Raw genomic sequence first — 26,424 nt, forward strand, 5'->3', positions numbered from 1 at the left:
TCCGATGTGCATGCTTTGCGACGATGAGAAGGCCTATCAGGCCTACATGAACTATCTCGACAAGATGGAGCGGCAGGGCAAGGCTGCCGATCCCAATGTCGCCGTCAACGCCGTGCTCGACGAGATCGAGGCCGCTGCGAATGCCGCCGCCAAGAAAAAAGACGACCCGGCCAACGACAAGACCCTGTCTCCGTTCTTCTGCAGCCCGATCAATAAATGACCGATTTGACATCGCTGACGCTCGCCGAGGCCCGCAAGGGTCTCGCGGCCAAGACTTTCACGTCACTCGAACTGACCGACGCGCATCTTTCCGCGATCGAAGCCGCGCGCGTGCTCAACGCCTTCGTGATGGAGACGCCCGACCAGGCGCGCGCCATGGCGCGCGAGGCCGACGCCAAGATCGGGAAGGGTGACGCTGGTCCGCTCGCCGGCATCCCGCTCGGCATCAAGGACCTGTTCGCGACCAAGGGCGTGCGCACCACGGCTTGCTCAAAGATCCTCGGCAATTTCGTGCCGACCTATGAGTCGACCGTGTCCTCGCAGCTGTGGCGCGACGGCGCCGTGATGCTCGGCAAACTCAACAATGACGAGTTCGCGATGGGCTCAGCAAACGAGACCTCGTGCTTCGGCCCCGTCGGCAATCCCTGGCGGCGTGAGGGAAGCAACACGACGCTGGTGCCGGGCGGCTCGTCCGGTGGTTCGGCCTCGGCCGTGGCGGCGCTCTTGTGCATGGGCGCGACCGCGACCGATACCGGCGGCTCGATCCGCCAGCCGGCGGCGTTCACCGCGACCGTCGGCATCAAGCCGACCTACGGCCGCTGCTCGCGCTGGGGCATCGTCGCTTTTGCCTCCTCGCTCGACCAGGCGGGTCCCATCGCACGCAGCGTACGCGATAGCGCGATGCTGCTGCGCTCGATGGCCGGACATGACCCGAAGGACACGACCTCGGTCGACGTTCCCGTGCCGGACTACGAGGCTGCGATCGGCAAGTCCGTGAAGGGCCTCAAGATCGGCATCCCCAAGGAATACCGCCTCGACGGCATGCCGGCCGAGATCGAAAAACTCTGGAGCGAGGGCGCAGCCTGGCTGAAGGCGGCCGGCGCCGAACTCGTCGAGGTGTCGCTGCCGCACACCAAATACGCGCTGCCGGCCTATTACATCGTGGCGCCTGCGGAGGCCTCCTCCAACCTCGCGCGCTATGACGGTGTTCGCTACGGCCTGCGCGAGCAGGGCCGGAGCATCATCGAGCTCTACGAGAACACCCGCGCCGAAGGTTTTGGTGCGGAGGTGCGCCGCCGCATCATGATCGGCACCTATGTGCTCTCGGCCGGCTATTACGACGCCTATTATCTGCGCGCCCAGAAGGTGCGCACGCTGATCAAGAAGGATTTTGAGGATTGCTTCGCCAAGGGCGTCAACGCGATCCTCACGCCAGCGACGCCGTCGGCGGCCTTCGGCATCGGTGAGAAGGGCGGCGCCGACCCCGTCGAGATGTACCTCAACGACATTTTTACGGTGACTGTGAACATGGCGGGACTGCCGGGCATCGCCGTTCCGGCGGGCAAGGACGCGCAGGGCCTGCCGCTCGGGCTGCAACTGATCGGCCGTCCCTTCGATGAGGAAGCGCTGTTCTCGCTCGGCGAGGTGATTGAGCAGGCGGCAGGCCGCTTCACGCCCACGAAATGGTGGTGAGCATGCCCGATCTCAAAGCCAACCTCCTCAAAACCAGCCTTGCCAGTGCTGCGCCGGCGGAAGGCCTCGCGCCGCCGCTGGCCGCGTTATGGTGGGCGGCAAAGGGAGATTGGGACGCCGCGCACAAGCTCGTGCAAGACGAGGACACCAAGGACGCAGCCTGGGTCCATGCCTATCTGCACCGCGTCGAGGGCGACCTCGGCAATGCCGGCTATTGGTACCGCCAGGCCAGCCAGCCCGTCGCGAAGGATTCGCTTGAAGCAGAATGGCAGCGCATCGCCGATACGCTGGGTGGGAGTGCGTCCGCATGAGCGAGCCTGGATTCACGGGACCCAAGGCGAAGCCGGAGGATCTGTTCGGTCGTTTTCGCGAGATCGTTTCTGATCCCCTCAACCTCCTGATCGAACGCGTCCCGATGGCCGGCCTTGTCGAAGGCGACCAAGTCTATCTGCATAACGGCCTCAAGGTCCCGGGCATCGGCCCCGGGGCGTATTACGGACCCTTCAGCAGCGTGCTTGTGATCAATCGCGGCGTCCACGAGCCGCTGGAAGAATACGTCTTCCAGGAATTGCTGAAACGGCTCGGCGAGACGCCCTCAATGATCGAGCTCGGCGCCTATTGGGGCCACTATTCCATGTGGCTCAAGAAGGTGCGGCCCAAAGCAGACGTCATCCTGGTCGAGCCGGACCCCGCTTGCCTGAAGACCGGTCAGGATAATTTCGCGCGCAACGGACTGAAGGGCGAGTTCGTCAAGGCTTTCGTCGGCAAGGGCAAATTCGAGGTCGACGCTTTCTTCAGGGACAGGAAGATCAAGCGTCTCGACATCTTGCATGCCGATATCCAGGCTTTCGAGGTCGAGATGCTGCAAGGCGCGGAGAGCGTGCTGACCAAGCGCCGCGTCGATTATCTCTTCGTTGCAACCCATTCGCAGGACCTCCATTACGAGGTCGTCGATCGTCTCAAGGCGTACGGCTACCGCGTCGAGATCTCCAGCGATTTCGAGAACCAGAGCACGTCGTTCGACGGCTTCGTGTTTGCTTCCTCGCCGGAGGTCAACCCGCTGTTCGGAGAGATCGAGACGATGGGCCGCCCCGAGATCGCGCTGCGCCGGCCGGCCGATGTGCTTCGGTCGCTCAACGGGTTTCTCGAAGCCGGCGAAAGGCGAGCAGCCAACGGACCAGTAACGCCATGAACGCACCTGCCACCCCCCACAAGCTTCTCAAGGGCGCCACCGGCGATTGGGAGATCGTCATCGGCTTGGAAATCCATGCCCAGGTGACCTCGAACTCAAAGCTGTTCTCAGGCGCTTCCACCGCGTTCGGCGGCGAGCCGAATTCGCATGTGTCGCTGGTCGACGCGGCGATGCCGGGCATGCTGCCTGTCATCAACGAGGAATGCGTCAGGCAGGCTGTCCGGACCGGGCTGGGACTGAACGCAAAGATCAATCTCCGTTCGGTGTTCGACCGGAAAAACTATTTCTATCCGGACTCGCCGCAGGGCTACCAGATCAGCCAGTACAAATCGCCGATCGTCGGCGAAGGTGAGGTCGAGGTCGAGCTGGATGGCGGCAAGACCGCGACCATCGGCATCGAGCGCCTTCATCTCGAGCAGGACGCCGGCAAATTGTTGCACGATCAGTCGCCGTCGCTGTCCTTTGTCGATCTCAACCGGTGCGGCGTCGCGCTGATGGAGATTGTCTCGAAACCGGACATCCGCGATGCCGAGCAGGCCAAGGCCTACGTGACAAAACTGCGCTCGATCTTGCGCTATCTCGGCACCTGCGACGGCGACATGGAGAAGGGAAGCCTGCGCGCCGACGTCAACGTCTCCGTGCGCAAGCCGGGCGCGCCGCTCGGCACCCGCTGCGAGATCAAGAACATGAACTCGATCACCTTCATCGGCCAGGCGATCGAGTACGAGGCGCGGCGCCAGATCGAAATCCTCGAGGATGGCGGCGCGATCGACCAGGAAACGCGGCTGTACGACCCCAACAAGGGCGAGACGCGCTCGATGCGGTCCAAGGAAGAAGCGCATGACTACCGCTACTTCCCTGATCCGGATCTGCTGCCGCTGGAGTTCAGCCAGGCTTTCGTCGACGAGCTGAAAGCTGGGCTTCCCGAGCTGCCGGACCAGAAGAAGACGCGGTTCGTCGCCGACTTCGGCCTGTCGGCCTATGACGCGAGCGTGCTGGTGGCCGAGCGCGAGAGTGCGGTGTTCTACGAGACCGTGCTGGACACGCTCGCCAACCGCGCCCGCGACGGCAAGATGGCGGCGAACTGGGTGATCAACGAGCTGTTCGGCCGTCTCAACAAGGAAGGCCGGGATATCACGGACTCTCCGGTCAACGCCGAACAGCTCGCTGCGATCGTCGATCTGATCGGCGAGGGCACGATCTCCGGCAAGATCGCCAAGGATCTGTTCGAGATCGTCTGGCAGGAGGGCGGCGATCCCCGCGCGCTGGTCGAAAGCCGCGGCATGAAGCAGGTGACGGATCTTTCGGCGATCGAAAAGGTTGTCGACGACATCATCGCGGCCAATCCCGACAAGGCCGCGCAGGTCAAGGACAAGCCGCAATCGCTCGGCTGGTTCGTCGGTCAGGTCATGAAGTCGTCGGGTGGCAAGGCCAATCCGCAGAGCGTCAACGACCTGCTCAAGTCCAAGCTCGGCATCTGACGTCACGCGTTCGGACGAGGTGACGGACGCGCTCTCCGTCACCTCGCGTCAGCTCGCCATGCGGCGCGCGTTCGTCATCGACGGCCAACTCATCTGCCTGAGCCGCGCAGCGGCAACCGAATCGCCGTCACGCGATTCGCGCAAAACGGCGGCTTGCACACGCTCTGACGAGCGCTCGCGCCGTTAAGCATGAAAATATTTTCGTTGCCAAAACCCGCGACTCAGAGTCCGCGAAACGCCTCCACGACATGATCGGGCGAACCGCGACGCACGTCACTGCGTTGATCACGCGCAATGCGCAAGTGCAGAATAATACTTGCAGCATAGAGTTTCTTTGCAGTCGCTACGCTCACCGACATCGATGCAGCTACCACTTCGCGCGATCGCAAGCGCATGTCTCTGTGAGCACTTGCGCCGCGTTCGCCAAGCGCACGCGCTCCGCTCCGTCAACACTTCCTTAAGTGAGAAGATGTTTTTTTCGTCGTGTTGGTGTATTCGGGGTGAGTGCATTCGATCCCCGAATGTACGCAGCGATTACAGCCATCTCACACATCGGAGGGCAACATGGCCAAGAAAGCAAAGAAGGCGAAGAAGGCGAAGAAGGCGAAGAGCGCAGTGAAGAAGACTGCGAAGAAGACCCGCAAGGTCGCCAAGAAGAAGTAACTTCGCTTCTGAAGTTGCCGGCTCCTAGAGAGCCGGCACGTCATCAGCGCCTCTCAAAAGGTTCTGGTCGACGATAGAGGGTGTCGGCGAGACATCAGGTCAACGGTCGGATCGTTCTCTTTCGCGGGTTCGCTCGCCAAAGCCCGGTCCGGCAGAAGAAACAAGTTTTCTTCGTTCGGTGCGGCTCCGGTTCTCCGGCTCTGCAATTTCACGAGTAGCCTCGCGGTCAAAGTGGAATCTGGTCCTGACGTGTTCGCCGACGCCCTCGTTCCTTGAGGCCGGGGTATTGCCGGCATTTCCTTTCCCCACATTGCTGATCTGACCGCAACGTTGCCGCGTTGCGCTGCTGCCGTTCTTTGCCGCCTTGGCTTGGGGCAGGCGAGGGCAGCGGCGAACTGTCGTTGCCACGACAGTCGTCGCCGAGCCGCAATGCCAAACCACCGCACCCATGCCGGGTCTCGACCTTCGTGGCCTGCCGCCACGACTGCCGCCGGTAGTGGCCTAGACTAGGCGACGTGCGCCTTTGCAGCGCGCCGCCCATGCACATTGTAACCACAGGACACGCGCCACCGCGTGCGATGGTTATCGATGTCCCAAGATCCCAAGGTAAACCAAATCTGACGAATCGCAGAAGTGCCTGCAAATCAGGGACTTCTTGAATTGCGTGCGCATGCGGCGCGGGTTCGCGTTTACGTCTGCTTCATCGCGATACTTAAACTGCCATTCAAATTTGCCCGCCATCATCAGCTCCAACAAGCCGGCAAACGGCTTGGGCAAGAAGACTTGGGATGAGTTGAACAGCGCATGATCCAGGATGGATCACGCAAATCAGAGTTGGACGGGAGCCGCGCTCGGGGGAACGAGGCGGCATAAGAAAAAAGGGGATGCGTTATGTTTCAGGGTACTTTTGATCTCGATACGGCGACGCCGATCGACGCAACCGCGCTGTCGGACGTGCTGTTCGAGCGCGGGATCTATTGGGCGAGTGGCCGGTCCGGTCTGGTCGATCTCGTCGCCGCGCACAAATGGTTCAACCTCGCCGCGCTGAAGGGCCGCAAGGACGCTGTCGGGCTGCGCCAGGAAGTGGCCGGCCAGATGTCGGACGCTGAGATCTCCGCCGCGCAGCGCGATGCGAGGGCGTGGGTTTCCGCGCACTGAGCGGTGAATCGCGCGCCTAGCCGTGTTTTCGCAGGCAGGCGCGGCTGAGCTGACTCAAGAATCTGCGCCGTACCGCCGCCTGGACCCTAGGCGGCATGAGCAATCCCGACACGAATGACCAATGGCTGCCGATTCAGATCGCGCCCGACGCATGCGATCTGGACTTGGGCGGCTGGTCAGGCCGGCAAGCCGGTGCTGATGTCGCCCTCGCATTAGCGGATCCGGCGGCCCGGCCGCCAGATGCGGGCACACATATATAAGGACAGCGAATCGGCCGTCTGGGCAGACGCTGATCCTGTCGCGAGGCTTGCGCGGTCGCCGTCATGCCGGACTTTCAGGTGAAAGAACACGCCAGTCGCAATTCTGCCGCTTGCGGCTCGCCGCCGGGTCGGGCATACCGCCCCTATTGGAGACGTGGCCGAGTGGCTGAAGGCGGCGGTTTGCTAAACCGTTATAGGCTTGTAAAGGCCTATCGAGGGTTCGAATCCCTCCGTCTCCGCCAGCATATCCAGCTAAAATATTGATTTTGTTTGGCTTTGCGGGGCTGCACGCGCCCGTCCCGGCGCAGATATCGGCCTCGCCCCCTCAAATCGGAAAATTCGCTGGCGAAAACGTCGCGCCGGGGCTGCCGGATCTGCTCAGCCATCGACTTATGCCTCGCTTTCCTGGCCGGGGAGGCCGCGTTCCTATGCCTCCGCCGAACCGGTTGCTATGATTGACCAAGTGATCTGAGCGAGTGATCTGAGGGAGAAGCAGGCTTGGCGGGTGAATTGCAGACCAAATTTCGACGGGCTGTCGATGCCTTTCACGCCAATGATCTGGTCAAAGCGGAAAGAATACTGCAGCAGATCGCAAAGTCGGCCGGGAACATCTTCGAGGTCCAGCATCTCCTGGGCGTCATCAAGCTCGTGCAAGGTCGATTTTCGGACGCCGAACTCCATCTCAAGGCGGCGGTCGCGCTGAATGGAAGCAGCGACGAAGCGCTCAGCAATTATGGATATGCGCTCAAAGCCCTGAACCGACCGCAAGAGGCGCTCGCGTATTTTACGCGCGCATTGGCGGTCAATCCGCGCAATCCTCTGTCGTACTACAACAGGGGGTCGATACTTGCCGAGTTCGCGAGAAACTATCCGGAGGCGATCGACCAATTCGACAAGGCGATAGCCTTCAATCCGAACTTTGCCGACGCATATTCGAGCAAGGGCAATTGCCTCGAGAAGCTCAGGCGTTACGAGGACGCCCTCATTGCCTACGACAAGGCGTTGTCGATCAAGCCCGATCTTGAGGCTGCATGGCTTGGTCGCGGCAATGTCTTGCGCAATCTCAAGCGCTATGACGAAGCGTTCGCGACATACGACAAGGCGTCGTCGGTCAAGCCCGGTTTCGAGAATGCGTGGGTTGGTCGAGGCGATGTTCTTGCCGATCTGAAGCGACATGACGAAGCGTTTGCGGCGTACGACAAGGCGCTGTCGATCAAGCCTGATCTCGAGAACGCTTGGGTTGCCCGGGGGCATGTCTTCTGGAGCCTCAGGCGTTATGAGGAGGCATTGGCTGCATACGACAAGGCGCTGTCGATCCGGCCTGATCTGGAGAACGCGTGGCTTGGTCGGGGCAACGTGCTCTGTGATCTCAAGCGCTATGACGAAGCATTTGCTGCTTTTGACAAGGCACTGGCGATCAGGCCCGACCTTGCGGAAGCGTGGCTTGGCCAAGGCAATGTCCTGACCGAGCTCAAGCGTCATGACGGAGCGTTTTCCGCTTATGACAGGGCGCTGTCTATCAAGCACGATCTGGCAGAGGCATGGCTCGGTCGAGGCAACGTATTGTGGGGTCTCAAGCGCTATGAGGAGGCTCTTGCGGCCTTCGACAAGGCCCTGTCGCTCAAGCCCGATCTGGATGGCGCGTGGGTTGGCCGAGGCAATGTCTTCACCGATCTCAGGCGCTATGACGGAGCTCTTGCCGCTTATGACAAGGCAGCGTCGATCAGGCCTGACCTGGAGGGCATCGAGGGGTTGCGTCTCTATGCAAAGATGAATCTTTGCAATTGGGATGATCTCGACGAAGAGATCGGTCATTTGACGGCGGCAATACGGGCCGGGAAGGCCAATAGCTCTCCCTTTGCGTTGCTGTCGTTGACGGATTCGCCTGATGATCATTTGCGGTGCGCCAGGGCATGGGTGGCCGCAAAGCTCCCGCAATCATCGAGAGCGCATTCAAGAGGAATACCCCATCAGCACGACAGGATCCGAGTCGGATATGTTTCGCCGGATTTGCGCGAGCATCCGGTCGGGTATCTGACGGCCGGGGTCTTTGAGAACCACGACACTGATCGATTTGAGACCTACGCCTTTTCCATTGGTCCGGGCGACGACAGCGATCTGCGCAAGCGGCTTGAAAGGTCCTTCCATCGCTTTATCGATTGCCAGCACATGAATGACAGTGAGGTGTTGGAGGCGATCAGCGATGCGCAGATCGACATTCTCGTCGACCTTGCCGGTCATACGCAGAACGCCATGCTGCAATTATTCGCCTCCAACCCCGCTCCGATCGTCGTCAATTACCTCGGGTTCGCGGGAACCCTGGGGAGCAGGGAGCTGTCGAATTACATCATTGCCGATCACGTCGTGTTGCCGGATTCGAACAGCCAGTACTTTGAAGAGAAAGTCGTTCGGTTACCCGGCAGTTTCATGCCGCGCGACAACAAGGGGCAGGCAATTGGCGAAGCGCTGCCCAATCGGGCTGATCACGATTTGCGGCCGGAATGGACGGTGTTCTGTTGTTTCAACAATGCCTACAAGATCAATCGGTCGGTCTTCGGCTGTTGGCTGAATATCTTGAGGAACGTTGGGCAGTCGGTTCTTTGGCTGTCCGATGTCGGGGAAATCGCAAAATCGAATCTGCGAAAGGAAGCTCAAGCGGCGGGCGTTGATCCGGACCGTCTGGTGTTTGCAAAGCGCGTTGCATCATCGTCCGACCATCTGGCGCGCCATCGCCTTGCCGACCTTTTCCTGGATACGCTGCCATACAACGCGCATACAACCGCGAGCGATGCGTTGTGGGCCGGACTGCCCGTCGTAACGCAGATTGGAAATAGCTTCGCAGGACGCGTCGCGGCGAGCTTGCTCACCGCTGTCGGCTTGCCTGAATTGATCACGCGAACATCTGAGGAATATGAAGCCCTCGCCATCGATCTGGCGCTCGACAAGCAAAAGCTTCAGGGCATTCGCGAGAGGCTGCATGGGAACCGGCTGACGACGCCATTGTTCGATGCGGCGCTTTATACGAAGCACCTCGAGGCGGCCTACGAGGCAATGTATCGGCGATATCAAGCCGGATTGCCGCCGGATCATATCGACATTCAAGCTCTCCGGTGACGAAGGCCTTGATCCGAGCAGCCATCAGGCTTGACCGGCTGGTTCCGCGGCCGGGAGACGACAGACCGGTCGCATTGATCCTCCCTGCATCGATTCTCTGAACGGCGGCGCGCAGCGGTGAATCCCTCGGCGATTCCACGATTCGATCGGATCAGAACCGCCATGCCGCGTCTCCGCGCCGGCGGGACGATCGAGCCGGGAATTTCGCGAGCAAATGGAACTGGTTCTAAAACATTAATTAATTCAACGGCTTGCGCGGCTCGTTCGATCACATCTGCGTGTTATTTGTGCAACACCCGTCGGAAAACACGTTTCATTGGCCCGTTTCGGAGCGTTCTGTTGTTGTGTGTGCAAAGACGTTCGGTAATTGTGACCGGGCGACGGAGGGGGGCATCCCAAGGTCGTCCCGTTTAGGTCTTTCGCTTAAGTAGACCATCGTTACGAGGATGCGTTGATGTTCAACGTCTTTTCGCGGGTAGCTCAAACAGCTTTGTACGAAGGTTTGTACGGGGCTTCAACTTGGAGGTTTATCATGAAGTTTAAGGGCCTTTTGCTCGGTTCTGCGGCAGCACTGCTCGCCGTCGGCGGGGCACAAGCGGCTGATCTTCCCGTGAAGGCCAAAGCGGTCGAATACGTGAAGATCTGCTCGCTCTACGGTGCTGGGTTCTACTACATCCCGGGCACTGACACCTGCATCAAGCTGGGTGGTTACTTGCGCGCTGAAGTCGCGCTGGGCACCAACTCGGACTTCACCCTGAACCAGAACGTTTCGACTCAGGGCGACAACGGCGGTCGCAACCGTCTGACGAACTACTACACCGGTCGCGCTCGTGAAGACTTCAACATCGACACGCGCACCGCGACCGAATACGGCGTGGTCCGCACCTTCTTCGATGGCGTCTTCTCCTGGACGACCGGCAACTACGTCGGCACCGGCAGCGGCACCGGCACCACCGCCTACAGCGGCACGCTGGCTGCTGCCACGACTCCTGGTGCGACCACCACGTCGCTCTTCGGCTCGGGCGGTGGCTCGGTGAACGGCACCGACGGCAACACCTCGGCCGGTTCGCTCGGCGTGTACTACGCCTTCATCCAGTTCGCCGGCTTCACGATGGGTAAGGCCGTGTCGCAGTTCGACGCGCCCTGGACCAACTATCCCGGCAACAACTTCGACGGTCTCGTCGGCGGCAGCGGCACGGTCACTGGTATCCTCCAGTTCACCTACACCGCTGACTTCGGTCAGGGCATCACGGCGTCCTTCTCGGCGGAAGATCCGACCTCCTACATGCAGGCCGGCAACCTCAACATGTCCGGCGCGACCGCGTCCAGCGTCCTCGGTGCCTCCTACGGCTCCAACGCCATCGGCGGTTCGCGCTCTCCGAACCTCGTCGCTGCGCTCCGTGTTGACCAGGCTTGGGGTCTGTTCCAGGCGTCGGTCGCTGCGCATGACAACCACGTTGCCTACTACGGCCCGACCGAGCCGACTGGCCACCCCGACGACAAGTGGGGTTGGGCAATTCAGCTCGCTTTGTCGATCAAGAACATCCCGACTGGTGCGGGTGACACGATCAACATCTCGGGCGTCTACACCGACGGCGCGACTCGCTACAACTTCCAGAACCTCGCGGGCAGCAGCTACGTGATCTTCGGCGGCTCGAGCACGGCCTACCAGAGCCTCACCTACGCCTCGGCTCCGGACACTGTGTTCGTCACGGGTAGCTCGCAGGAAACCGTCAAGACCTGGGGCTTCCGCGGTGCTTACACCCATAACTGGGATCCGTACTGGAACACCTCGATCTACGGTGCTTACGCTGCTGCGCAGTTCGGCACCTTGGCCAAGACCACGCTTTGCGGCGCTGGTGGCGTGATCAGCTCCGGTGTCGGTGTTGTGGCTGGCGTGACGGCCTGTAACCCGGACTTCGCGGTCGGCCAGGTGGGTATCATCACCCGCTGGACCCCCGTCAAGAACCTGACGTTCTCGGCTGACCTTGCTTGGACCAATATCGACCAGAAGTATGCCGGTACCGTTACCCCGGCCGCTATTACCCCGGTTCCCGCCAAGCCGATCGCGACCTACGAGCTGAAGGATAACAACTCACTCGTTCTGCTCCTCCGCGCTCAGCGCAACTGGTAAGTTCGGTCTAACGACCTGACCTCCAAGGCCCTCGGCAGGAAACTGCCGGGGGTTTTGCTTTTCCGAAAAGGGGCTACAGACCTCCAAGACGCTCTCATTCTCGCACCGAGGCTTAACAACTTGGCCGTGGGTCGAGCGGCATACCCCGACTCACGGCGCGTTGGCCCCCGGCGAAGTTCATGCGTGATTGGACAAGCGGAGAAGGGCTGGGCGATAGGGCGGGTAGGGATCGTCATCCTGGTCCTCAGGAATAGCGCAAGAGCCAAATTCCTGCCTGATCCGATTGATCTCAGCGATGCGCTCGTGGAGCCGCTGCAAGTGCTCCGGCGAGCTCGCCCGCCAGAATCGGAACGTGTCGGCCGTGAGCGGCAGGAACGCCGTTCCTGATAGCGTCGGGTCGGGAACGACGGTGCGTCCGAGAAGCAGGAGCCGGTTGGCGCCGGAGACGACGAGGGTCGCGTATCCGCGGTTTCCGATCCGCCTGATCCCGTTCAGCGACCATTCGGCGAGCTTGCTGAAATACGGCTCCTCGCGCCAGCGATCAGGGCAATGGTCATCGACCGTCACGTTCACGGCGTCCTGGCTGAAATGCACGATGATGCCCGACTTCGCCGGGAACCAGTCGTCATCGAGATGGCCCTGCAGCCAGGCGCAGACGAATGAACGGCACATCTGCGGGCGGCGCTCGTAGATGGTGCATCCCGTGCCCGCCTGCCAGTGTTTGCAAAGCTGGTTCACCGGCTTGTCGACGGCGGCCACCTCGAGAATGTCACAGCAGGCATTGCAAGATCCGCACTGTCGGGTCGGCAGTGCCGTCTTCGGCAGGCCCGTCGCGCGAAAACCCTGGCCGTAGCGGACCAGCAGCTTCTGCTTCTCCAGCGCGTTTAAGGCGCGCTCAATCTTGAGACGGGACAGTCCGGTGGCGTCAATCACGCCCTTCATCGTCGTCGCGCCCGACTCCAGCGCCCGGACGACGCTTAGCATCGCCTGATCCATTTTTGTTGTTCTTTCTACTGTTATTGCTGAGCGCTCGATCCGCCTTGCACCATCCATGTGACCAACGAAAATCGCGAGTTTCTCTTTGAAGAAGCGCTCAACGCTCTATGCGGTAACCCGCCCCTTCTTTCGAAAAGTAGGCTACTTCCTGTTTCCCACAACTGAGCTATGAAGCCGTCAGCCATGCAAAACGGAATCGCAGGGATTCCTAAAGGCGCGTTGTCTATATCCTAAACGGACGTATAGGTCTTATACAAGCATCGCTTGGAGGACCCCGACGTGCCCGCAGCTCCCCTCATCACCTACATCCGCGTATCCACATCAGGCCAAGGCCGCTCAGGCTTGGGCATTGACGCCCAACGGCAAACCCTCGCCCATTTCGCGACTACCGAGGGATACGAGGTGGCCCGCGAGTTCGTGGAGGTCGAGACAGGCAAAGGCTCGGACGCGCTCGACCGCAGGCCGCAGCTCAACGCCGCATTGGCCGCCGCACGGAAGCTCAAGTGTCATTTAGCCGTAGCCAAGCTCGACCGCTTGAGCCGCGACGTGCACTTCATCTCCGGCCTAATGGCCCACAAGGTGCCCTTCGTAGTCGCTGAGCTTGGCCCCGATGTAGACCCGTTCGTCCTTCACCTGTTCGCTGCACTGGCAGAGAAGGAACGCGCGCTAATCTCGACTCGCACCCGGCAAGCCCTCACGGCGGCCAAGGCTCGCGGGGTCACCCTAGGCAACCCGAAGCTCCAAGTGGCCCGGAAGCGCGCCGTGGAAGCGGTTCAGTCCGAGGCAAACCGATATGCAGCCAACGTGCTCCCTATCATCCGAGAGGCGCAGAAGGCAGGGGCGAGCACGCTCCGGCAGATTGCCGATGCTCTCAATGCGCGGGGGATACCCACGGCGCGCGGCGGGCAATGGTATGCGCAATCGGTAGCGAACATTCTTGAACGAGCGTAGCCGGACCGGCGATCCGTCGTAGCCACCTCGGTGTTCAGCGCGCTTCCGTTCTGCTGTGCCGGAGACGGCGGCGGGCGCCCTCGGGTTGGTGGGCGAAAAAAAGGGGCCCCAATTTCACACCGGACCCTAAAGTCCCGATGTCCCCCACCCTGGCTTCGAAAATCGCGGCTCAAGGCCCGCAGACGTCTTCAGCTCGGGACTGCGGTGAGCCGAATGGGACCGCTGGGGCTCCGGAATGAGACGCCGGTTTCGGGGGCTTCCCGCTGCCCCAAAGCGCCTAGGGAGTCCACTGAGGCGACTTCGAGCCGACGCTAGAGCAAGTAGCCCTGACCCATGAAAAGGCACCAATGGACTCCGCTGAGTCACCTAGGGCCTTTTTTTGTCCGGTCGGGCCTACATCAGAGCACTCTGGGACCTAGCGATAAACTTTATGTGACGTATATCACACACACGGCCATCGCCAAACATTCATTCCACGTTACGGCATCGAACCCCGATGGGTATAGCTCAGGGGATGATCACCATAGAGGTACACCCACCATGGATATCCATGGGTACTATTTAGAGCCACGGGAGACCTACCAGTCCTCTGGGTCCACCTCGGGCTTCACTCTGGGTACCTTCCCAGTCTGAACACGGAAGTGATGGATCAGACTTTCCCTCGCCACCTTGTACTTGGAAACTGGGACTATGAGACTATCGTGCACGGGATAGCTCGGTGTCTGATGGTCGTGCTTGAGCGTCAGCATCGCTCCGATGATGGCTTCGCTCTCATGGTACATCAAATCAGCCCAGCTCATGGTCCGTCCTCTGATGGGACCGCTCAACCTGGCAAGCAGGGGGTGACGTTGCAACACTCTCTCGCCAATAGATTTCATGGAATACCTCTTTCTATCGAAGCCCGTCAGTTGCTTCGTCGCGAGCTGGTTCTGTAGGCTTTCGATCAAGTCTTCGCTCCACTTCCGAAGCGGCCTTCCAATGCTGAGAGAAGCGTTGATCCAGAACTTGGCTACCAGTCTATCGAGGTCCGTGGGCCCGAGGATGCCCCTGTAGGCGTCTTGGCCGAGGTCCAGTTGCTCATCGCACAAGGCGTAGAAGATGGTCAGGTAGGACGAGGATATGTCGAGTTCGACTACCCGCTCGCCGTCAATTCTTAGGTCTTGGCGGCTTGGCGTCTTCGATGCGGACAGTGACTGATAGCACGCCACTCCTTGGGGCTGCGAGTAAAGCCGACCGCCCTTGTCCCATTTGAAGCCTTCGCCGTAGTGATGGAATATCCTAACCCAGCCGAGGTGCTTGATGTTGCGCATGGGGTGCGTGAGCGTGTGCTTGGTGGAAAATGCGTTTAGTTCGGCGACCTGTTCGCGGAGCCTCGCAACACGTTCCGTGTTCGGTGTCAGCTCGAACGGCTGAGTGAGCTGGATCAGCTCGGAAGGCATCCTGAACTCGAACTTGAAGTGTTCCAGCACATTGGCGGGTGTGATGCCGTGTTCAGCGGCAATCTCAAGGAGCTTCGGTGTCGCTCGGTAGCGGGTCAGCTTGCCCGAGGTCGGGCCGGGGTTACCCATGGCCAGCATGCCGGGATAGCCCTTTTTCTCATCAATCAACTCCGCCTCAAGCCATGCCTTACAAACACCATCGAACATCGCCCACGGGACATCTTTGCGCCCAGTGTAGTCGCTCTTCCTCCGCGAGCACCTGATCCAGCCCTCGCTTCGCTCCGCTTCGACGGCGGCGAGTAGTTCGGCAACGAAGGCGCCACCTGTATTCGAATAGGGCTCCAGCGTCTTCTTGCGCACATAGCCTTTGCCTTTTGCCGATTGTGGCCTCGGGTAACGCTCGGCCAAGTCACCCATGAGCAAGAAGGCCTGCTCGCTGCTCGGTGTTGCACGGAGCGTTGCCAACGGCGCACTGTTGAGCGACTCGCGCTCCTCACGTGGTGTCTTCGGCGCCCACGCAGGTTGTTCGCGCGGCTCCCACTCCTCCTCGAACTCATCAGTCATCTTTGCTGGCATCCTGTGGCACGGTGCGATCCGAGCCCGTAAGCTCGGTCAATCATGTACGCACTGATGTTGATGCCGCAGCGAACAGCTACGCGGTCCATAGCGGATTCCAAGGCTTCCCCGCTGGCCCCAACGCGCTCCCAGAAGCGAGCCGCAAGATGCGATGGCGCGAACACTGCCCGCTCTCCCGCTCTGCACTTAGCGTGTGCGAGCTGAAGCACTGCACATATAAACGCGCAGATGATTTCGTTGGTCATGGTTATGATGCTTTCGTAGGTTTTCCAGCGCAACCCAATGCTTGCCGTAGCCCTTTGGTTACCTTGGTTGCTGCGTTTGATTGCGGTCAATCAAGTCTGTATCGAGGGAACTTCTTAAGGGCTTCCGCAAGGTCCTCGGGTGTCGGGGTGGTGTACTTTCTGCCGGTCGTTGCAGGAACATGGCCTGTGATCGCATCGCTATAGCGTTCATCAATGCCGACGCGCGCTGCTATCGTTTTGAAAGTGTGGCGCCACGCATGATTGGGGCTGATCTCTGGGTCGCTTACGCCCAAAGACCGCACCCACATGCCCACCTGTGACCTCATTCTCTCCGCTTGGTTCTGTCGTGGTTGATTGTCATCTCGCTGTGTTGTGCGGCCCTTCGGTTCATAGAACAGCGGAGACCCGCTGGCTTTGTGCACGAACTCAATGAAGCCTTGTTCGATGAGGTGTTCATGAAGCGGAATAGTGCGAGCCTTGCGCGTCTTTATTTTGCCCGCAGACGGCGTCAGCCTCGCAAACCAAAAGCCATCTCGCTGTTGTATGTCGGCGGCTCGTAGTTGAGTAATTTCGCCAGCACGCGCACCTGAATAAGCGCAAATCCAAGGCACCCAGCGGCGGGCTCGCTCGCTGTAGGCGTCAATGTCAGGGCAGAGGAGGGCGGCCGATAGGATTGTCTTGATCTCCGCTCTGTCGAACGCTTTGCCTTCTCGCTCAACGTTCTTCCGAGGCACGCTTATGTGCACCTCCGGGAAAGGATTACTGTCGATCAGTCTCTCTTTGACGCCCCAGGTGAACACCGTCTTCAGCGCTGTTCGCCAAGCACCTGCAACTGTGCCTGCCGAGCGCTCTTCGTTGACGAGACCTGTCATCCACGCCTTGGCCTCGTCATAGCTAATGCGACGTACATCGACGAAGCGGCGATCCGCTTCCTTGAACACCGTGGCCCACCTGTAAATCGTGCCTTCAGCCGGCTGCATCGCGTTTCTCCATGCGTTGAACAGCTCTAGCGCTTTCACGGGCACAACGGCGCTCACTTGCTCTAGCTTTGGAAACACGTCGGCATGCTTATCGGGGCTAAAGTCACCCCGAGCGAGCGCCTCCAACCGCTGTAACGCGGGCAGAAGATTGCCACTTACAGCGTCGATGAAGAGTTCTGCTGCGTCGGGTGTCAGGCTGAGATTCTGCTCCATCAAGAATGCCGCAGTTTCAGCCTCAAGCGCGATGGCGGGACGGATCTCCTCCTTAACCTCGGGTGAAAACTGCCAATCCCAGTCAGGATCATCCTCGGGGTGTTCCTCGTATTCGTCGGGGGCGTTAGATCCAATGACTTCCCAGACGAAGATGTCCGCCAAGGCTCGCCAATGCCCAGGCGTCTTCAAGTCTCGTTCGTGCCTCGAAAGGAACCATGAGTACCATTGGCCGGCCAAAGCATACGCTTGCTGCCGCGTAAGCGGCTGCGGCCCCTTGGCCTTGGCAGCCTTCAGGCTCGCGATACGTATTTCAATCTCTGCCAGCCACTCACCAAACCGAGCGCGGGCCTCGTGAGCGGATACGCCAGCATCGAGGTGGAACTTCTCTTCCCAGCCCTTTCCATAACGCGCGGCGTAGGCCTTTCGGACACCTTCGGGAATGACTTTGCGAGCCACGTAAGCCCCGGTGGAAGTCCTCGTCAGTCGGGTCATTTGAAACGCCATTTTGTACGATGCCTTGTAGATAGAAGCATCCAAATAGCGTTTTCAATCAGTAAGTTACTGATTTTCCAAGTCTCAGCTCACCGGAACTTCGGATCGCTTATGTCCCTCGCGTTCATGCGGGTGTGTCCGAAGACGCGAAGGTGGCCAAAGCGGTGATTTAAAGGGGGTTGGGGAATTGGCCGTTCGGGTCAGTGACCTTCCCTGAAGAGCAACTTGGAGGTTTAACATGAAGTTGGTTAAGAGCCTTTTGCTCGGCTCAGCGGCGGGTTTGATCGCCGTGGGCGGAGCGCAGGCAGCCGATCTCCCCGTGAAGGCCAAAGCGGTCGAATACGTGAAGATCTGCTCCCTGTACGGTGCGGGTTTCTACTACATCCCGGGCACCGACACCTGCATCAAGCTGGGTGGTTATCTGCGCGCTGAAGTCGCGCTGAACACCAATTCGGACTTCAGCGGCCAGTTCAGTTCGAACAACGGCAGCCGGAACCGTCTGTCGAACTACTACACCGCTCGCGCTCGTGAAGACCTCAACATCGACACGCGCACCGCGACCGAATACGGCGTGGTCCGCACGTTCTTCGATGGCGTCTTCTCCTGGACGACCGGCAACTACACCGGCACCGGCAGCGGCTTCGGCACCACCGCCTACAGCGGCACGATCGCTGCTAACACCAACCCCGGCGCGACCACCACGGGTCTGTTTGGCTCGGGTTCGGGCTCGGTCAACTCGACCGACGGCAACACCTCGGGCGGTTCGCTCGGCGTGTACTACGCCTTCATCCAGTTCGCCGGCTTCACCATGGGTAAGGCCGTGTCGCAGTTCGACGCGCCCTGGACCAACTATCCCGGCAACAACTTCGACGGTCTCGTCGGCGGCAGCGGCACGGTCACTGGTATCCTCCAGTTCACCTATACCGCTGACTTCGGCCAGGGCATCACTGCATCGTTCTCGGCGGAAGATCCGACCCAGTACATGCAGGCTGGTAACCTGAACGTGTCGCTCGGTGCGGCTTCGGCTGCCGGTCTCCCCGGCGGTGCATTCGGTGCAAACGCCATCGGCGGTTCGCGCTCTCCGAACCTCGTCGCTGCGCTCCGTGTTGACCAGGCTTGGGGTCTGTTCCAGGCGTCGGTCGCTGCGCATGACAACCACGTTGCCTACTACGGCGTGTCCGAAGCGACTGGCCACCCCGACGACAAGTGGGGTTGGGCGGTTCAGCTCGCTCTGTCGATCAAGAACATCCCGACTGGTGCGGGTGACACGATCAACATCTCGGGCGTCTACACCGACGGTGCGACCCGCTACAACTTCCAGAACCTCGCGGGCAGCACCTACTCGATCTTCGGTACCTCCGGCGCTGCCGGCGCTTACGGCAGCCTCGGCTACGCAAGCGCTCCGGACACGGTGTACACCAACGGCAGCAACCAGGAATCCATCAAGACCTGGGGCTTCCGTGGCGCTTACACCCATAACTGGGATCCGTACTGGAACACCTCGATCTACGGTGCGTACGCTCAGGCTCAGTTCGGCACGCTTGGAAAGACCGCGATCTGCGCGAGCTTCGTCGCAGCCCTCGCTCCGACCGCCGGCGCTGCTGGTTGTAACCCCGACTTCGCTGTCGGCCAGGTGGGTCTCATCACCCGCTGGACTCCGGTCAAGAACCTGACCTTCTCGGCGGACGTCGCCTGGACCCATCTCGACCAGAAGAACTCCGGCCTGATTACGCTCCCGACGCTCGCAGCTACCGCCAAGCCGTCGGCTGTGTACGAGCTGAAGGACCAGGACTCGGTTGTTCTGCTCCTCCGCGCTCAGCGCAACTGGTAAGTTCGGTCTAACGACCTGACGAGAGAGCCCCGGCGGGAAACCGCCGGGGCTTTTCTTTTGCCTAGTGATGCCTGGTCGCGGCCCCGGGACTGTTTGGACAAGCTGGAGCGTTGGGTGCTTCCGGTCTCTCGCTGCGAGTCGTGAGAGGCGGGCGCCAACCCCGAAGCGGATCAGGCGCGACACGGGATATTCGACCGCCGTCGCAAACCCTTGTGGTGCTCTGCGCCGGACGTCGCATCCATCCGCGCTGCACGCTAACTCCGCCCGACGCGCAAGCGGTCAGCCCTTGTCGATGACAGCCTGCAAAAGCACGCCGATCCGGCCGCGAAGCCCGCAGCTCTCAGGGCGTGCGCCTCGATAAGGCCCGCTTGAAGATCTCGTCCTAGCTCCAGGAGCTTCCGTTCAAGGAGAGGCCGGGCGCAGCCGTGGTGCTTGCCGCCGGTCCACAGCGAATCGAGGGGAGAGCAGCGTCTATTCCACGCTGCCGGCGCCGCGGCGCAAATCGGCCTCGATCTGCAACCGCGTGCCGCCGCCGAAGCGGGCGCGGTAGACTTGGAGGTTCTCCATGATCCGCTGCACGTAGTTGCGTGTCTCGGAGAATGGAATGAGCTCAACCCAGTCGACCGCATCGATCTTGGATTCGCGGGGATCGCCGTAACGGTCGATCCACTTCTTCACGCTGCCGCGGCCGGCATTATAGGCGGCAAACGTCATGATGTAGGAGCCGCGATAATCCTCGAGCAGCCCGCCGAGCTCGGCCGAGCCGAGCGTGGCGTTGTAGGCCGAATCGTTCTTCAGGCGCGACAGGTCGTAGGTCCCGCCGTGCCGCTTGCAGACATAGCGCGCGGCGTCGGGCGTCACCTGCATCAGCCCGTAAGCCTGCGCCGGCGAGACCACCGCCGGATTGAACGCGCTCTCCTGCCGCGCGATGGCATAGACGATGCTGCGCTCGACCTCGGGCCCGATCGGGGTGAACTGCGGAATGCCGTTGACGGGATAGGCGTAGAAGTCGAACGGCAGCCCGCGATTGAGTGCGGCCTTGCCGACCAGCAGCATGCCGCGCGCGTCGTTGTAGCGCTGGGTGAGCTCGCCGAGCCCGGTGAGGGCCTCGGGATCGCCGTTCTCGCCCATGTCGGCAAGCATCGGTATCGCGATCTCGCGCTCGTCGAGCTCGTACAGCAATTGCGCGGCGCGCACGATCTCGAGCCGCTCGGCGCCGCGGCCGCGCGGCTGGCTGTTGAGCTCGATCTGCGGCAGGCCGAGTTTTGCGCGCGCGAGCTGGCCGTAATAGCTCGTCGACTGCTCGGCTGCGCGGGCATAGGCGTTGCGCGCTTCCTGCTGGCGGCCTGCGGCTTCCGCCGCGCGGCCCTGCCAATAACCGGCTCGCGCCAGCGTGGTTGGATTGACGCTGCCGACGCCGATGCGGGCAAAGTGCTGGGCGGCAGAAGCGGGATCGTTGAGGAAGCGCAGCGCGATCCAGCCCGCGGTGAATTCCTGCTCGGTCTTGTAAATATCGCGCGTTGGCAAAGCTGCGTCGCGCGCGATCAGATAAGCGCTGCGGAATTCCTCGGTGTCGATCATCTTGCGTGCCAGCAGGCGCCGCTCGATCCACCATTCATCGAGATTGTAGAGCCGGTTCGGATCCTTCGGCGCCGCCAGCATCAGCTGGGCCGCTTCGGCAAATTTCTCCTCGCGGCGCAAGAGCTGGATCTTGCTGAAGATGAAGCCGGGATCGCTGTGCAATTCGCGCGGCACTTCTTCGAGCAGTGCGCGGGTGTTCGGCGCCTTCTTGAAGGAGGCGATGCGGGCCTTGGCGAGCGCGACATAGCCGGCGCCAAGGCGTTTTGCGGCGCGCAGCGCCGCCTCGGTCTCGCTGCCATAGAGCAGGGTGTCCATCCGCGCCTTCTGGTCACCCGGCGTCAGCAGCGCGCCGAACTGGTCGAACGCGTTGTTCTCGGTGTCCTCCGACATCGGATCGCTGCGCCAAGCCTCGCGCACCAGCCGCTCGGCATTGGCGCGGTCGCCGCGCGCCAGCATCGCCTTGGCGAGCGTGAAGCGGCCCTTCGCCGAGATCGGGGACTCGTTCTCGAACCACGACCACGCGACGGAGTCGTCACGGCGGTCGTCCCACATTGCAGCCTCGAGGCGGCGGCGCAGGAAGGTCTGCGACGGCCAGCTCGGATTGGCGGAGAGGAAGGCGCGGTAGCGCTCGACATTCGCGCCATTGTCCTCGCTGCGCAGGATGATCCATTCCGCGAGTTTTCGCGCAACCGGATCCGAGATCGAGGCGGCGTAATTGGTGGCGTCGCCCGCCTTGCGCTTGCGCACGAGCTCGATGACGGTCTCCAGGGTGTCCTTGTCGCCTTGCGACGTCGACGAGGTCGCAGCGACGGCGGCCGGCGTGACCGGCTTGCGCGGCGCGGCATGCTGGCGGGTCGCCGGAGCCAGCACAGGAGCTGCCACGGGTCTAGCGGCGGCAGGTGCGGTAGGTCTGACGGTGGCTGTGGCGGCGGGGGCAGGTGCGGTCTTTGGGGCCGAACCGCTGGCGGTCGGCGGCGATTTTGGCGCGGGGGCTGCTGCCGCAGGCTTGGGCTTGTCCTTCGCTGGTTCCTTTCCAGCATTCTTGCCGGCATCCTTGGAAGGTTTCTTCGCAGCATCCTTGGCGGGGGCGGCAGCCGTTCCCTTGCTCGTCCCCTTCGCTGTTCCCTTGGCTGTTTCCTTGGCCGATCCTTTGGCTGGTCCCTTCGCGGTGTCTTTGCCGGTCTGCTTCGCGGGTTCCTTGGTCCCGTCCTCGGTCGTCTCGTTGGACTTGGCCAAGGCGGCGCAGCCGATCGACAGCCCTGCCATCAGGCATAGAACCAGACCGGCGGATCGCCATGCGGCAAGAGGAAAGGAGGTCACGGCGTTACGTCGCCCCGAATCAGTCAAGTGGCTCAAGACCTATCTGTACAAGATCTGGCTGTATTTGATTGAATATGCGGACAAAATACCAACAGCCGCTTACCTCCGCCGGGTTTGCACCACCACCGCGGCAAAATCGCGGCCTAAACGGTGCGTCAGCCGGCGGCAGGTCTTTTACCGACGGGATAGACCCGATATGTATGGGGCTTGCTCTAAAACTCGCCGCGTACGGAGGAAGTCCATGGCAGCCAAGACGAAATTCCGGGGGTCGTTCACCGCCTTGGTCACCCCGTTCAAGAACGGCTCGCTGGACGAGGCGGCGTTCCGGTCGCTGGTCAATTGGCAGATTTCCGAGGGCACCAACGGCCTGGTCCCGGTCGGCACCACCGGCGAGAGCCCGACGCTCAGCCATGACGAGCACAAGAAGGTCGTCGAATGGTGCATCGAGGAGGCCAAGGGCCGCGTGCCCGTGATCGCGGGCGCCGGGTCAAACTCGACCAAGGAGGCGGTCGAGCTGGCCCAGCACGCCGAGACGGCGGGCGCCAACGCCGTGCTGGTGGTGACGCCCTACTACAACAAGCCGACCCAGGAAGGCATGTACCAGCACTTCAAGGCGATCAACGATGCGATCGGGATTCCGATCATCATCTACAACATCCCGCCGCGCTCGGTGATCGACATGTCGGTCGACACCATGAAGCGGCTGTGGGAGCTGAAGAACATCGCCGGCGTTAAGGACGCCACCGCCAGCATGGTGCGCGTGTCGCAGCAGCGCGCCGCGATGGGCGAGGATTTCAACCAGCTCTCCGGCGAGGATGCGACCATCCTCGGTTACATGGCCCATGGCGGCCATGGCTGCATCTCAGTGACGTCGAACGTCGCGCCACGGCTGTGCTCGGAATTCCAGGCCGCCTGGGCGAAGGGCGATCATGCCACCGCGCTGAAGATCCACGACAAGCTGATGCCGCTGCACAACAACCTCTTCATCGAGAGCAATCCGGCGCCGATCAAGTATGCAATGACGCTGCTCGGGAAGATGGACGAGACGCTGCGGCTGCCGATGGTGCCGGTGTCCGAGCCGACGCGCGTTGCCGTGCGCAGCGCCATGGTGCACGCCGGCTTGATCAACTAGGCCGCGTTCGTCACTTCATCGTCACAGGCAACGCAGGGGGACCAGCATGCTCAAGGAATTCCGCGATTTTGCCATGAAGGGCAATGTCGTCGATCTCGCCGTTGCGGTGATCATCGGCGCTGCCTTCGGTGCCATTGTGACGTCGATGGTCAACGACGTTATTATGCCGATCATCGGCGCAGCCACCGGCGGCCTGGATTTCTCCAACTATTTCGTCGGACTCTCCAGCAAGGTCACGCAGACCAATCTCGCCGATGCCAAGAAGCAGGGTGCGGTGCTGGCTTATGGCAGCTTCTTCACCTTGGTCGTGAACTTTGCCATCGTCGCTTTCGTGCTGTTCATGGTCATCCGCACCATGAACAAGTTCAAGCGTAAGGATGAGGCCAAGCCTGCGGAACCACCGAAGCCGTCGGCCGAGGTCGTGCTGCTGACCGAGATCCGCGATCTCCTCAAGAAGTGACGCGCGCGCTTCATCCGAACTGTTAGCTTACGCGCGTATCTCGATCAGGTTTGTCTGCCATGGCCAATAAGAACGAACGTCCTATCAAGGTCATGGCGGAAAATCGCAAGGCCCGCTTCAACTATGCGATCGAGGATACGATCGAGGCGGGCATTGCGCTGACCGGCACCGAGGTGAAGTCGATCCGCAGCGGCAAGAGCACGATCGCGGAATCCTACGCCGATTCCAAGAACGGCGAGATCTGGCTGATCAACGCCACCATTCCCGAATACCTCCAGGGCAACCGCTTCAACCACGAGCCGAAACGGCCGCGAAAACTGCTCCTGCACCGCAAGCAGATCAACAAGCTGATGGGGGCTGTCGACCGCGAGGGCATGACGCTGATCCCGCTCAAACTCTACTTTAACGAGCGCGGCCGGGCCAAACTGCAGCTTGCAGTTGCAAAGGGCAAGAAGCTGCACGACAAGCGCGAGACCGAGAAGAAACGGGATTGGAGCCGGGAGAAGGGCCGGCTGATGCGGGCAAGGGGATAGCGGGATGAATCAGAAAAACCTGCTTGAGGTCGATTGGAGCCAGATCCCCGCACCCGCGGATGACGGCGGCGCCGCGCATCTGAAAGGCATGATGTTGCCGGCGATCGGCCTGCTCGCGACCGACGACAATTCGGTCACGCTGTCGGCACTCGCCGGCCGTACCGTGGTGTTCGCCTATCCGCGCACCGGCGAGCCCGGCAAGATCTCGCTGGTCGACGATTGGGACATGATCCCGGGCGCGCGCGGCTGCACGCCGCAGACTTGCGCGTTTCGTGACCTGTTCGCCGAGCTGAAGGCCGCGGGTGTCTCACAGGTGTTCGGCCTCTCGACCCAAAGCAATGCATACCAGACCGAGATGGCGTCGCGGCTGCATCTGCCGTTCCCCGTCCTCTCGGACGAGAAGCTGGCGTTCACGCGCGCCCTCAATCTGCCGACCATGGAGGTCGCGGGCCTGACGCTGATCAAGCGCCTCGCACTGATCATCGACGATGCGAACATCACCCACGTGTTCTACCCGGTGTTTCCGCCCGACCGGAACGCCGGTGACGTGCTGGATTGGCTGAAGGCCAATCCAGGCAAGGGTTGATTATTTTGACGCGTTTTCTTTACGCGAACCGGTATCCACTTCGCTCGAAAACGCTCTAATCGAGGCCGGCCTTCACCTTCGCGAACACGCTTCGGAACATGTCCGGCGTCAGCACGCGGGTGTTCGTGTTGTAGCGGGAGCAGTGATAGCTGTCGTAGAGCTTGAACGCGCCGGCCTGATGCACCGCGCCGTGGCCGAAGGGGGCTTGCGAAGCTTTCAGCTTCAGCGGTTTGAGCACGGTGTCGTGCGCAATCCGCCCCAGCGCCACGATCGCGCGCAAATTCGGCATCGTCTCGAGATTCGCGGCGAGAAACTGGCGGCAGGTGTTGATCTCCACCGGCAGCGGCTTGTTCTGCGGCGGCACGCAATGCACGGCATTGGCGATCCGGCAGTCGACCAGCTTCATGCCGTCATCGGGCCGGGCCTTATAACTGCCCTTGGCAAAGCCGTATTCGAGCAAGGTCGCGTAGAGCAGGTCGCCCGCATAGTCGCCGGTGAAAGGACGGCCCGTGCGGTTGGCGCCCTGCATCCCCGGCGCAAGACCGACAATCAACAAACGCGCCTTGATATCGCCGAAGGGTGCAACCGGGGCGTTGTGCCACAGCGGCTCACGCACGCGGTTCGCCTCGCGAAAGGCGACCAGGCGCGGGCAGAGCGGACAGTCACGGTCCGGGACGAGGGTGGGGGAGGCCTGGTGGCTTAACCGGGCCGCCTCACTCCTCGAAGTCGTCATCGCCCCTCGGCGCCATCGTGGTCGCGCGCTGGAGGAACTGCGGAGCGTGGTGGCGTGCCTCGCGCTCGGTGCGATCGCGCGGGGCGGGGCGCTCGGACGGATCGCGGCCAAGCTTGGACTGCAACTCGACGAGGTCGGTGAAGACGTCGGCCTGGCGGCGCAGCTCGTCAGCAATCATCGGCGGCTGGCTGGCGATCGTGGAGATCACGGTGACCCGCACGCCGCGGCGCTGCACGGCCTCGACCAGGGAGCGGAAGTCGCCGTCGCCCGAGAACAGCACCATCTGGTCGATGTGCTCGGCGAGCTCCATGGCATCGACCGCAAGCTCGATGTCCATGTTGCCTTTGACCTTGCGGCGGCCGGAGGCGTCGATGAACTCCTTGGTCGCCTTGGTGACCACGGTGTAGCCGTTGTAGTCGAGCCAGTCGATCAGGGGGCGGATCGAGGAATATTCCTGATCCTCGATGATCGCTGTGTAGTAGAACGCCCGCAGCAGTGTCCCGCGGCTCTGAAATTCCTTCAGCAGGCGCTTGTAATCGATGTCGAAGCCCAGAGTTTTCGCCGTCGCGTAAAGATTGGCCCCGTCGATGAAGAGCGCGATCTTGTCGGTAGAGGAAGGTGACATTCAGTTTGCTCGCGTAGTGTTCGTGATAAATTGTTTA

The 26,424-nt window shown here is 61.3% G+C and carries 21 protein-coding genes and 1 tRNA gene; 15 read left to right on the forward strand and 7 right to left on the reverse strand.

The features are described 5' to 3' along the window. Nucleotides 1-4 precede the first annotated feature (4 nt). Genes ACPPVR_RS18745 through gatB form a run of 5 tightly spaced genes read left to right on the forward strand, consistent with a single transcriptional unit; the run spans nucleotide 5 to nucleotide 4,365 of the window. On the forward strand, nucleotides 5-220 hold the full coding sequence (locus ACPPVR_RS18745; protein ID WP_014494728.1) for a hypothetical protein: 216 nt from the start codon (nucleotides 5-7) through the stop codon (nucleotides 218-220). Continuing rightward, nucleotides 217-1,692, forward strand: coding sequence for an Asp-tRNA(Asn)/Glu-tRNA(Gln) amidotransferase subunit GatA (gene gatA, locus ACPPVR_RS18750; RefSeq protein ID WP_426615636.1), 1,476 nt, complete (start codon nucleotides 217-219; stop codon nucleotides 1,690-1,692). Before ACPPVR_RS18745 ends, gatA begins: the two co-directional genes overlap by 4 nt. A 2-nt stretch (nucleotides 1,693-1,694) precedes the next feature. Beyond that, nucleotides 1,695-2,003, forward strand: a complete 309-nt coding sequence (locus ACPPVR_RS18755) for a hypothetical protein (RefSeq protein ID WP_426615637.1) — start codon at nucleotides 1,695-1,697, stop codon at nucleotides 2,001-2,003. Next, the gene (locus ACPPVR_RS18760; RefSeq protein WP_426615638.1) at nucleotides 2,000-2,884 is read left to right on the forward strand and encodes an FkbM family methyltransferase; all 885 of its coding nucleotides are present in this window, start codon (nucleotides 2,000-2,002) and stop codon (nucleotides 2,882-2,884) included. The genes ACPPVR_RS18755 and ACPPVR_RS18760 overlap by 4 nt, the downstream gene beginning before the upstream one ends. Next, nucleotides 2,881-4,365 (forward strand): Asp-tRNA(Asn)/Glu-tRNA(Gln) amidotransferase subunit GatB, encoded by a 1,485-nt coding sequence (gene gatB / locus ACPPVR_RS18765; protein WP_426615639.1) that lies wholly within the window; start codon nucleotides 2,881-2,883, stop codon nucleotides 4,363-4,365. Before ACPPVR_RS18760 ends, gatB begins: the two co-directional genes overlap by 4 nt. A 762-nt stretch (nucleotides 4,366-5,127) precedes the next feature. Here the strand turns inward: gatB and ACPPVR_RS18770 are convergent. Beyond that, nucleotides 5,128-5,478 (reverse strand): hypothetical protein, encoded by a 351-nt coding sequence (locus ACPPVR_RS18770; protein ID WP_426615640.1) that lies wholly within the window; start codon nucleotides 5,476-5,478, stop codon nucleotides 5,128-5,130. Between the two features lie 441 nt (nucleotides 5,479-5,919). Between ACPPVR_RS18770 and ACPPVR_RS18775 the strand changes: the two genes are divergently transcribed. The 4 genes from ACPPVR_RS18775 to ACPPVR_RS18790 all read left to right on the forward strand — a co-directional run bounded on the left by ACPPVR_RS18775 (nucleotide 5,920) and on the right by ACPPVR_RS18790 (nucleotide 11,694). After that, nucleotides 5,920-6,186: a hypothetical protein gene (locus ACPPVR_RS18775; protein WP_426615641.1), complete on the forward strand. Its 267-nt coding sequence runs from the start codon at nucleotides 5,920-5,922 to the stop codon at nucleotides 6,184-6,186. Between the two features lie 408 nt (nucleotides 6,187-6,594). Next, nucleotides 6,595-6,688: transfer RNA gene (locus tag ACPPVR_RS18780), tRNA-Ser, on the forward strand. Nucleotides 6,689-6,944: 256 nt separating this feature from the next. After that, a complete protein-coding gene (locus tag ACPPVR_RS18785) occupies nucleotides 6,945-9,560 on the forward strand; it encodes a tetratricopeptide repeat protein (protein WP_426615642.1) in 2,616 nt (871 codons plus the stop codon). A gap of 532 nt (nucleotides 9,561-10,092) precedes the next feature. After that, nucleotides 10,093-11,694, forward strand: coding sequence for a porin (locus ACPPVR_RS18790; RefSeq protein WP_426615643.1), 1,602 nt, complete (start codon nucleotides 10,093-10,095; stop codon nucleotides 11,692-11,694). Nucleotides 11,695-11,871: 177 nt separating this feature from the next. On the opposite strand, the gene ACPPVR_RS18795 is transcribed toward ACPPVR_RS18790, so the two are convergent. After that, a complete protein-coding gene (locus ACPPVR_RS18795) occupies nucleotides 11,872-12,690 on the reverse strand; it encodes a YkgJ family cysteine cluster protein (protein ID WP_426615644.1) in 819 nt (272 codons plus the stop codon). Between the two features lie 279 nt (nucleotides 12,691-12,969). On the opposite strand from ACPPVR_RS18795, the gene ACPPVR_RS18800 reads away from it, so the two are divergent. Next, entirely contained in the window at nucleotides 12,970-13,641 is a 672-nt protein-coding gene (locus tag ACPPVR_RS18800) for a recombinase family protein (protein WP_426616136.1), read from the forward strand. A gap of 578 nt (nucleotides 13,642-14,219) precedes the next feature. Here the strand turns inward: ACPPVR_RS18800 and ACPPVR_RS18805 are convergent. Together ACPPVR_RS18805 and ACPPVR_RS18810 are read right to left on the reverse strand one after the other, a co-directional pair. After that, nucleotides 14,220-15,644, reverse strand: coding sequence for a hypothetical protein (locus ACPPVR_RS18805; RefSeq protein WP_426615645.1), 1,425 nt, complete (start codon nucleotides 15,642-15,644; stop codon nucleotides 14,220-14,222). A gap of 343 nt (nucleotides 15,645-15,987) precedes the next feature. After that, nucleotides 15,988-17,550, reverse strand: a complete 1,563-nt coding sequence (locus tag ACPPVR_RS18810; protein WP_426615646.1) for a tyrosine-type recombinase/integrase — start codon at nucleotides 17,548-17,550, stop codon at nucleotides 15,988-15,990. A 274-nt stretch (nucleotides 17,551-17,824) separates the two neighbouring features. Between ACPPVR_RS18810 and ACPPVR_RS18815 the strand changes: the two genes are divergently transcribed. Beyond that, nucleotides 17,825-19,417 carry a porin gene (locus ACPPVR_RS18815; RefSeq protein WP_426615647.1) on the forward strand — a complete coding sequence of 531 codons (1,593 nt, stop codon included), beginning with the start codon at nucleotides 17,825-17,827 and terminating at the stop codon, nucleotides 19,415-19,417. Nucleotides 19,418-19,888: 471 nt separating this feature from the next. Here ACPPVR_RS18815 and ACPPVR_RS18820 read toward each other — a convergent pair whose 3' ends face one another. Then, the gene (locus tag ACPPVR_RS18820; RefSeq protein ID WP_426615648.1) at nucleotides 19,889-22,264 is read right to left on the reverse strand and encodes a transglycosylase SLT domain-containing protein; all 2,376 of its coding nucleotides are present in this window, start codon (nucleotides 22,262-22,264) and stop codon (nucleotides 19,889-19,891) included. A gap of 295 nt (nucleotides 22,265-22,559) precedes the next feature. On the opposite strand from ACPPVR_RS18820, the gene dapA reads away from it, so the two are divergent. Genes dapA through ACPPVR_RS18840 form a run of 4 tightly spaced genes read left to right on the forward strand, consistent with a single transcriptional unit; the run spans nucleotide 22,560 to nucleotide 25,029 of the window. After that, entirely contained in the window at nucleotides 22,560-23,450 is an 891-nt protein-coding gene (gene dapA, locus ACPPVR_RS18825) for a 4-hydroxy-tetrahydrodipicolinate synthase (RefSeq protein WP_426615649.1), read from the forward strand. Between the two features lie 46 nt (nucleotides 23,451-23,496). Continuing rightward, on the forward strand, nucleotides 23,497-23,910 hold the full coding sequence (gene mscL / locus ACPPVR_RS18830) for a large conductance mechanosensitive channel protein MscL (RefSeq protein ID WP_426615650.1): 414 nt from the start codon (nucleotides 23,497-23,499) through the stop codon (nucleotides 23,908-23,910). 59 nt (nucleotides 23,911-23,969) lie between these two features. Next, nucleotides 23,970-24,443: an SsrA-binding protein SmpB gene (smpB, locus tag ACPPVR_RS18835; RefSeq protein WP_426615651.1), complete on the forward strand. Its 474-nt coding sequence runs from the start codon at nucleotides 23,970-23,972 to the stop codon at nucleotides 24,441-24,443. 4 nt (nucleotides 24,444-24,447) lie between these two features. Continuing rightward, on the forward strand, nucleotides 24,448-25,029 hold the full coding sequence (locus tag ACPPVR_RS18840) for a peroxiredoxin (protein WP_426615652.1): 582 nt from the start codon (nucleotides 24,448-24,450) through the stop codon (nucleotides 25,027-25,029). Nucleotides 25,030-25,084: 55 nt separating this feature from the next. Here the strand turns inward: ACPPVR_RS18840 and ACPPVR_RS18845 are convergent, their stop codons facing one another. Further along, nucleotides 25,085-25,762: a uracil-DNA glycosylase gene (locus tag ACPPVR_RS18845; protein WP_426615653.1), complete on the reverse strand. Its 678-nt coding sequence runs from the start codon at nucleotides 25,760-25,762 to the stop codon at nucleotides 25,085-25,087. Then, on the reverse strand, nucleotides 25,743-26,387 hold the full coding sequence (locus tag ACPPVR_RS18850) for an NYN domain-containing protein (protein WP_426615654.1): 645 nt from the start codon (nucleotides 26,385-26,387) through the stop codon (nucleotides 25,743-25,745). The genes ACPPVR_RS18845 and ACPPVR_RS18850 overlap by 20 nt, the downstream gene beginning before the upstream one ends. Nucleotides 26,388-26,424 lie beyond the last annotated feature (37 nt).

The sequence above is a fragment of the Bradyrhizobium sp. McL0616 genome (assembly GCF_049993385.1).
In the GTDB taxonomy this organism is placed as follows: domain Bacteria; phylum Pseudomonadota; class Alphaproteobacteria; order Rhizobiales; family Xanthobacteraceae; genus Bradyrhizobium.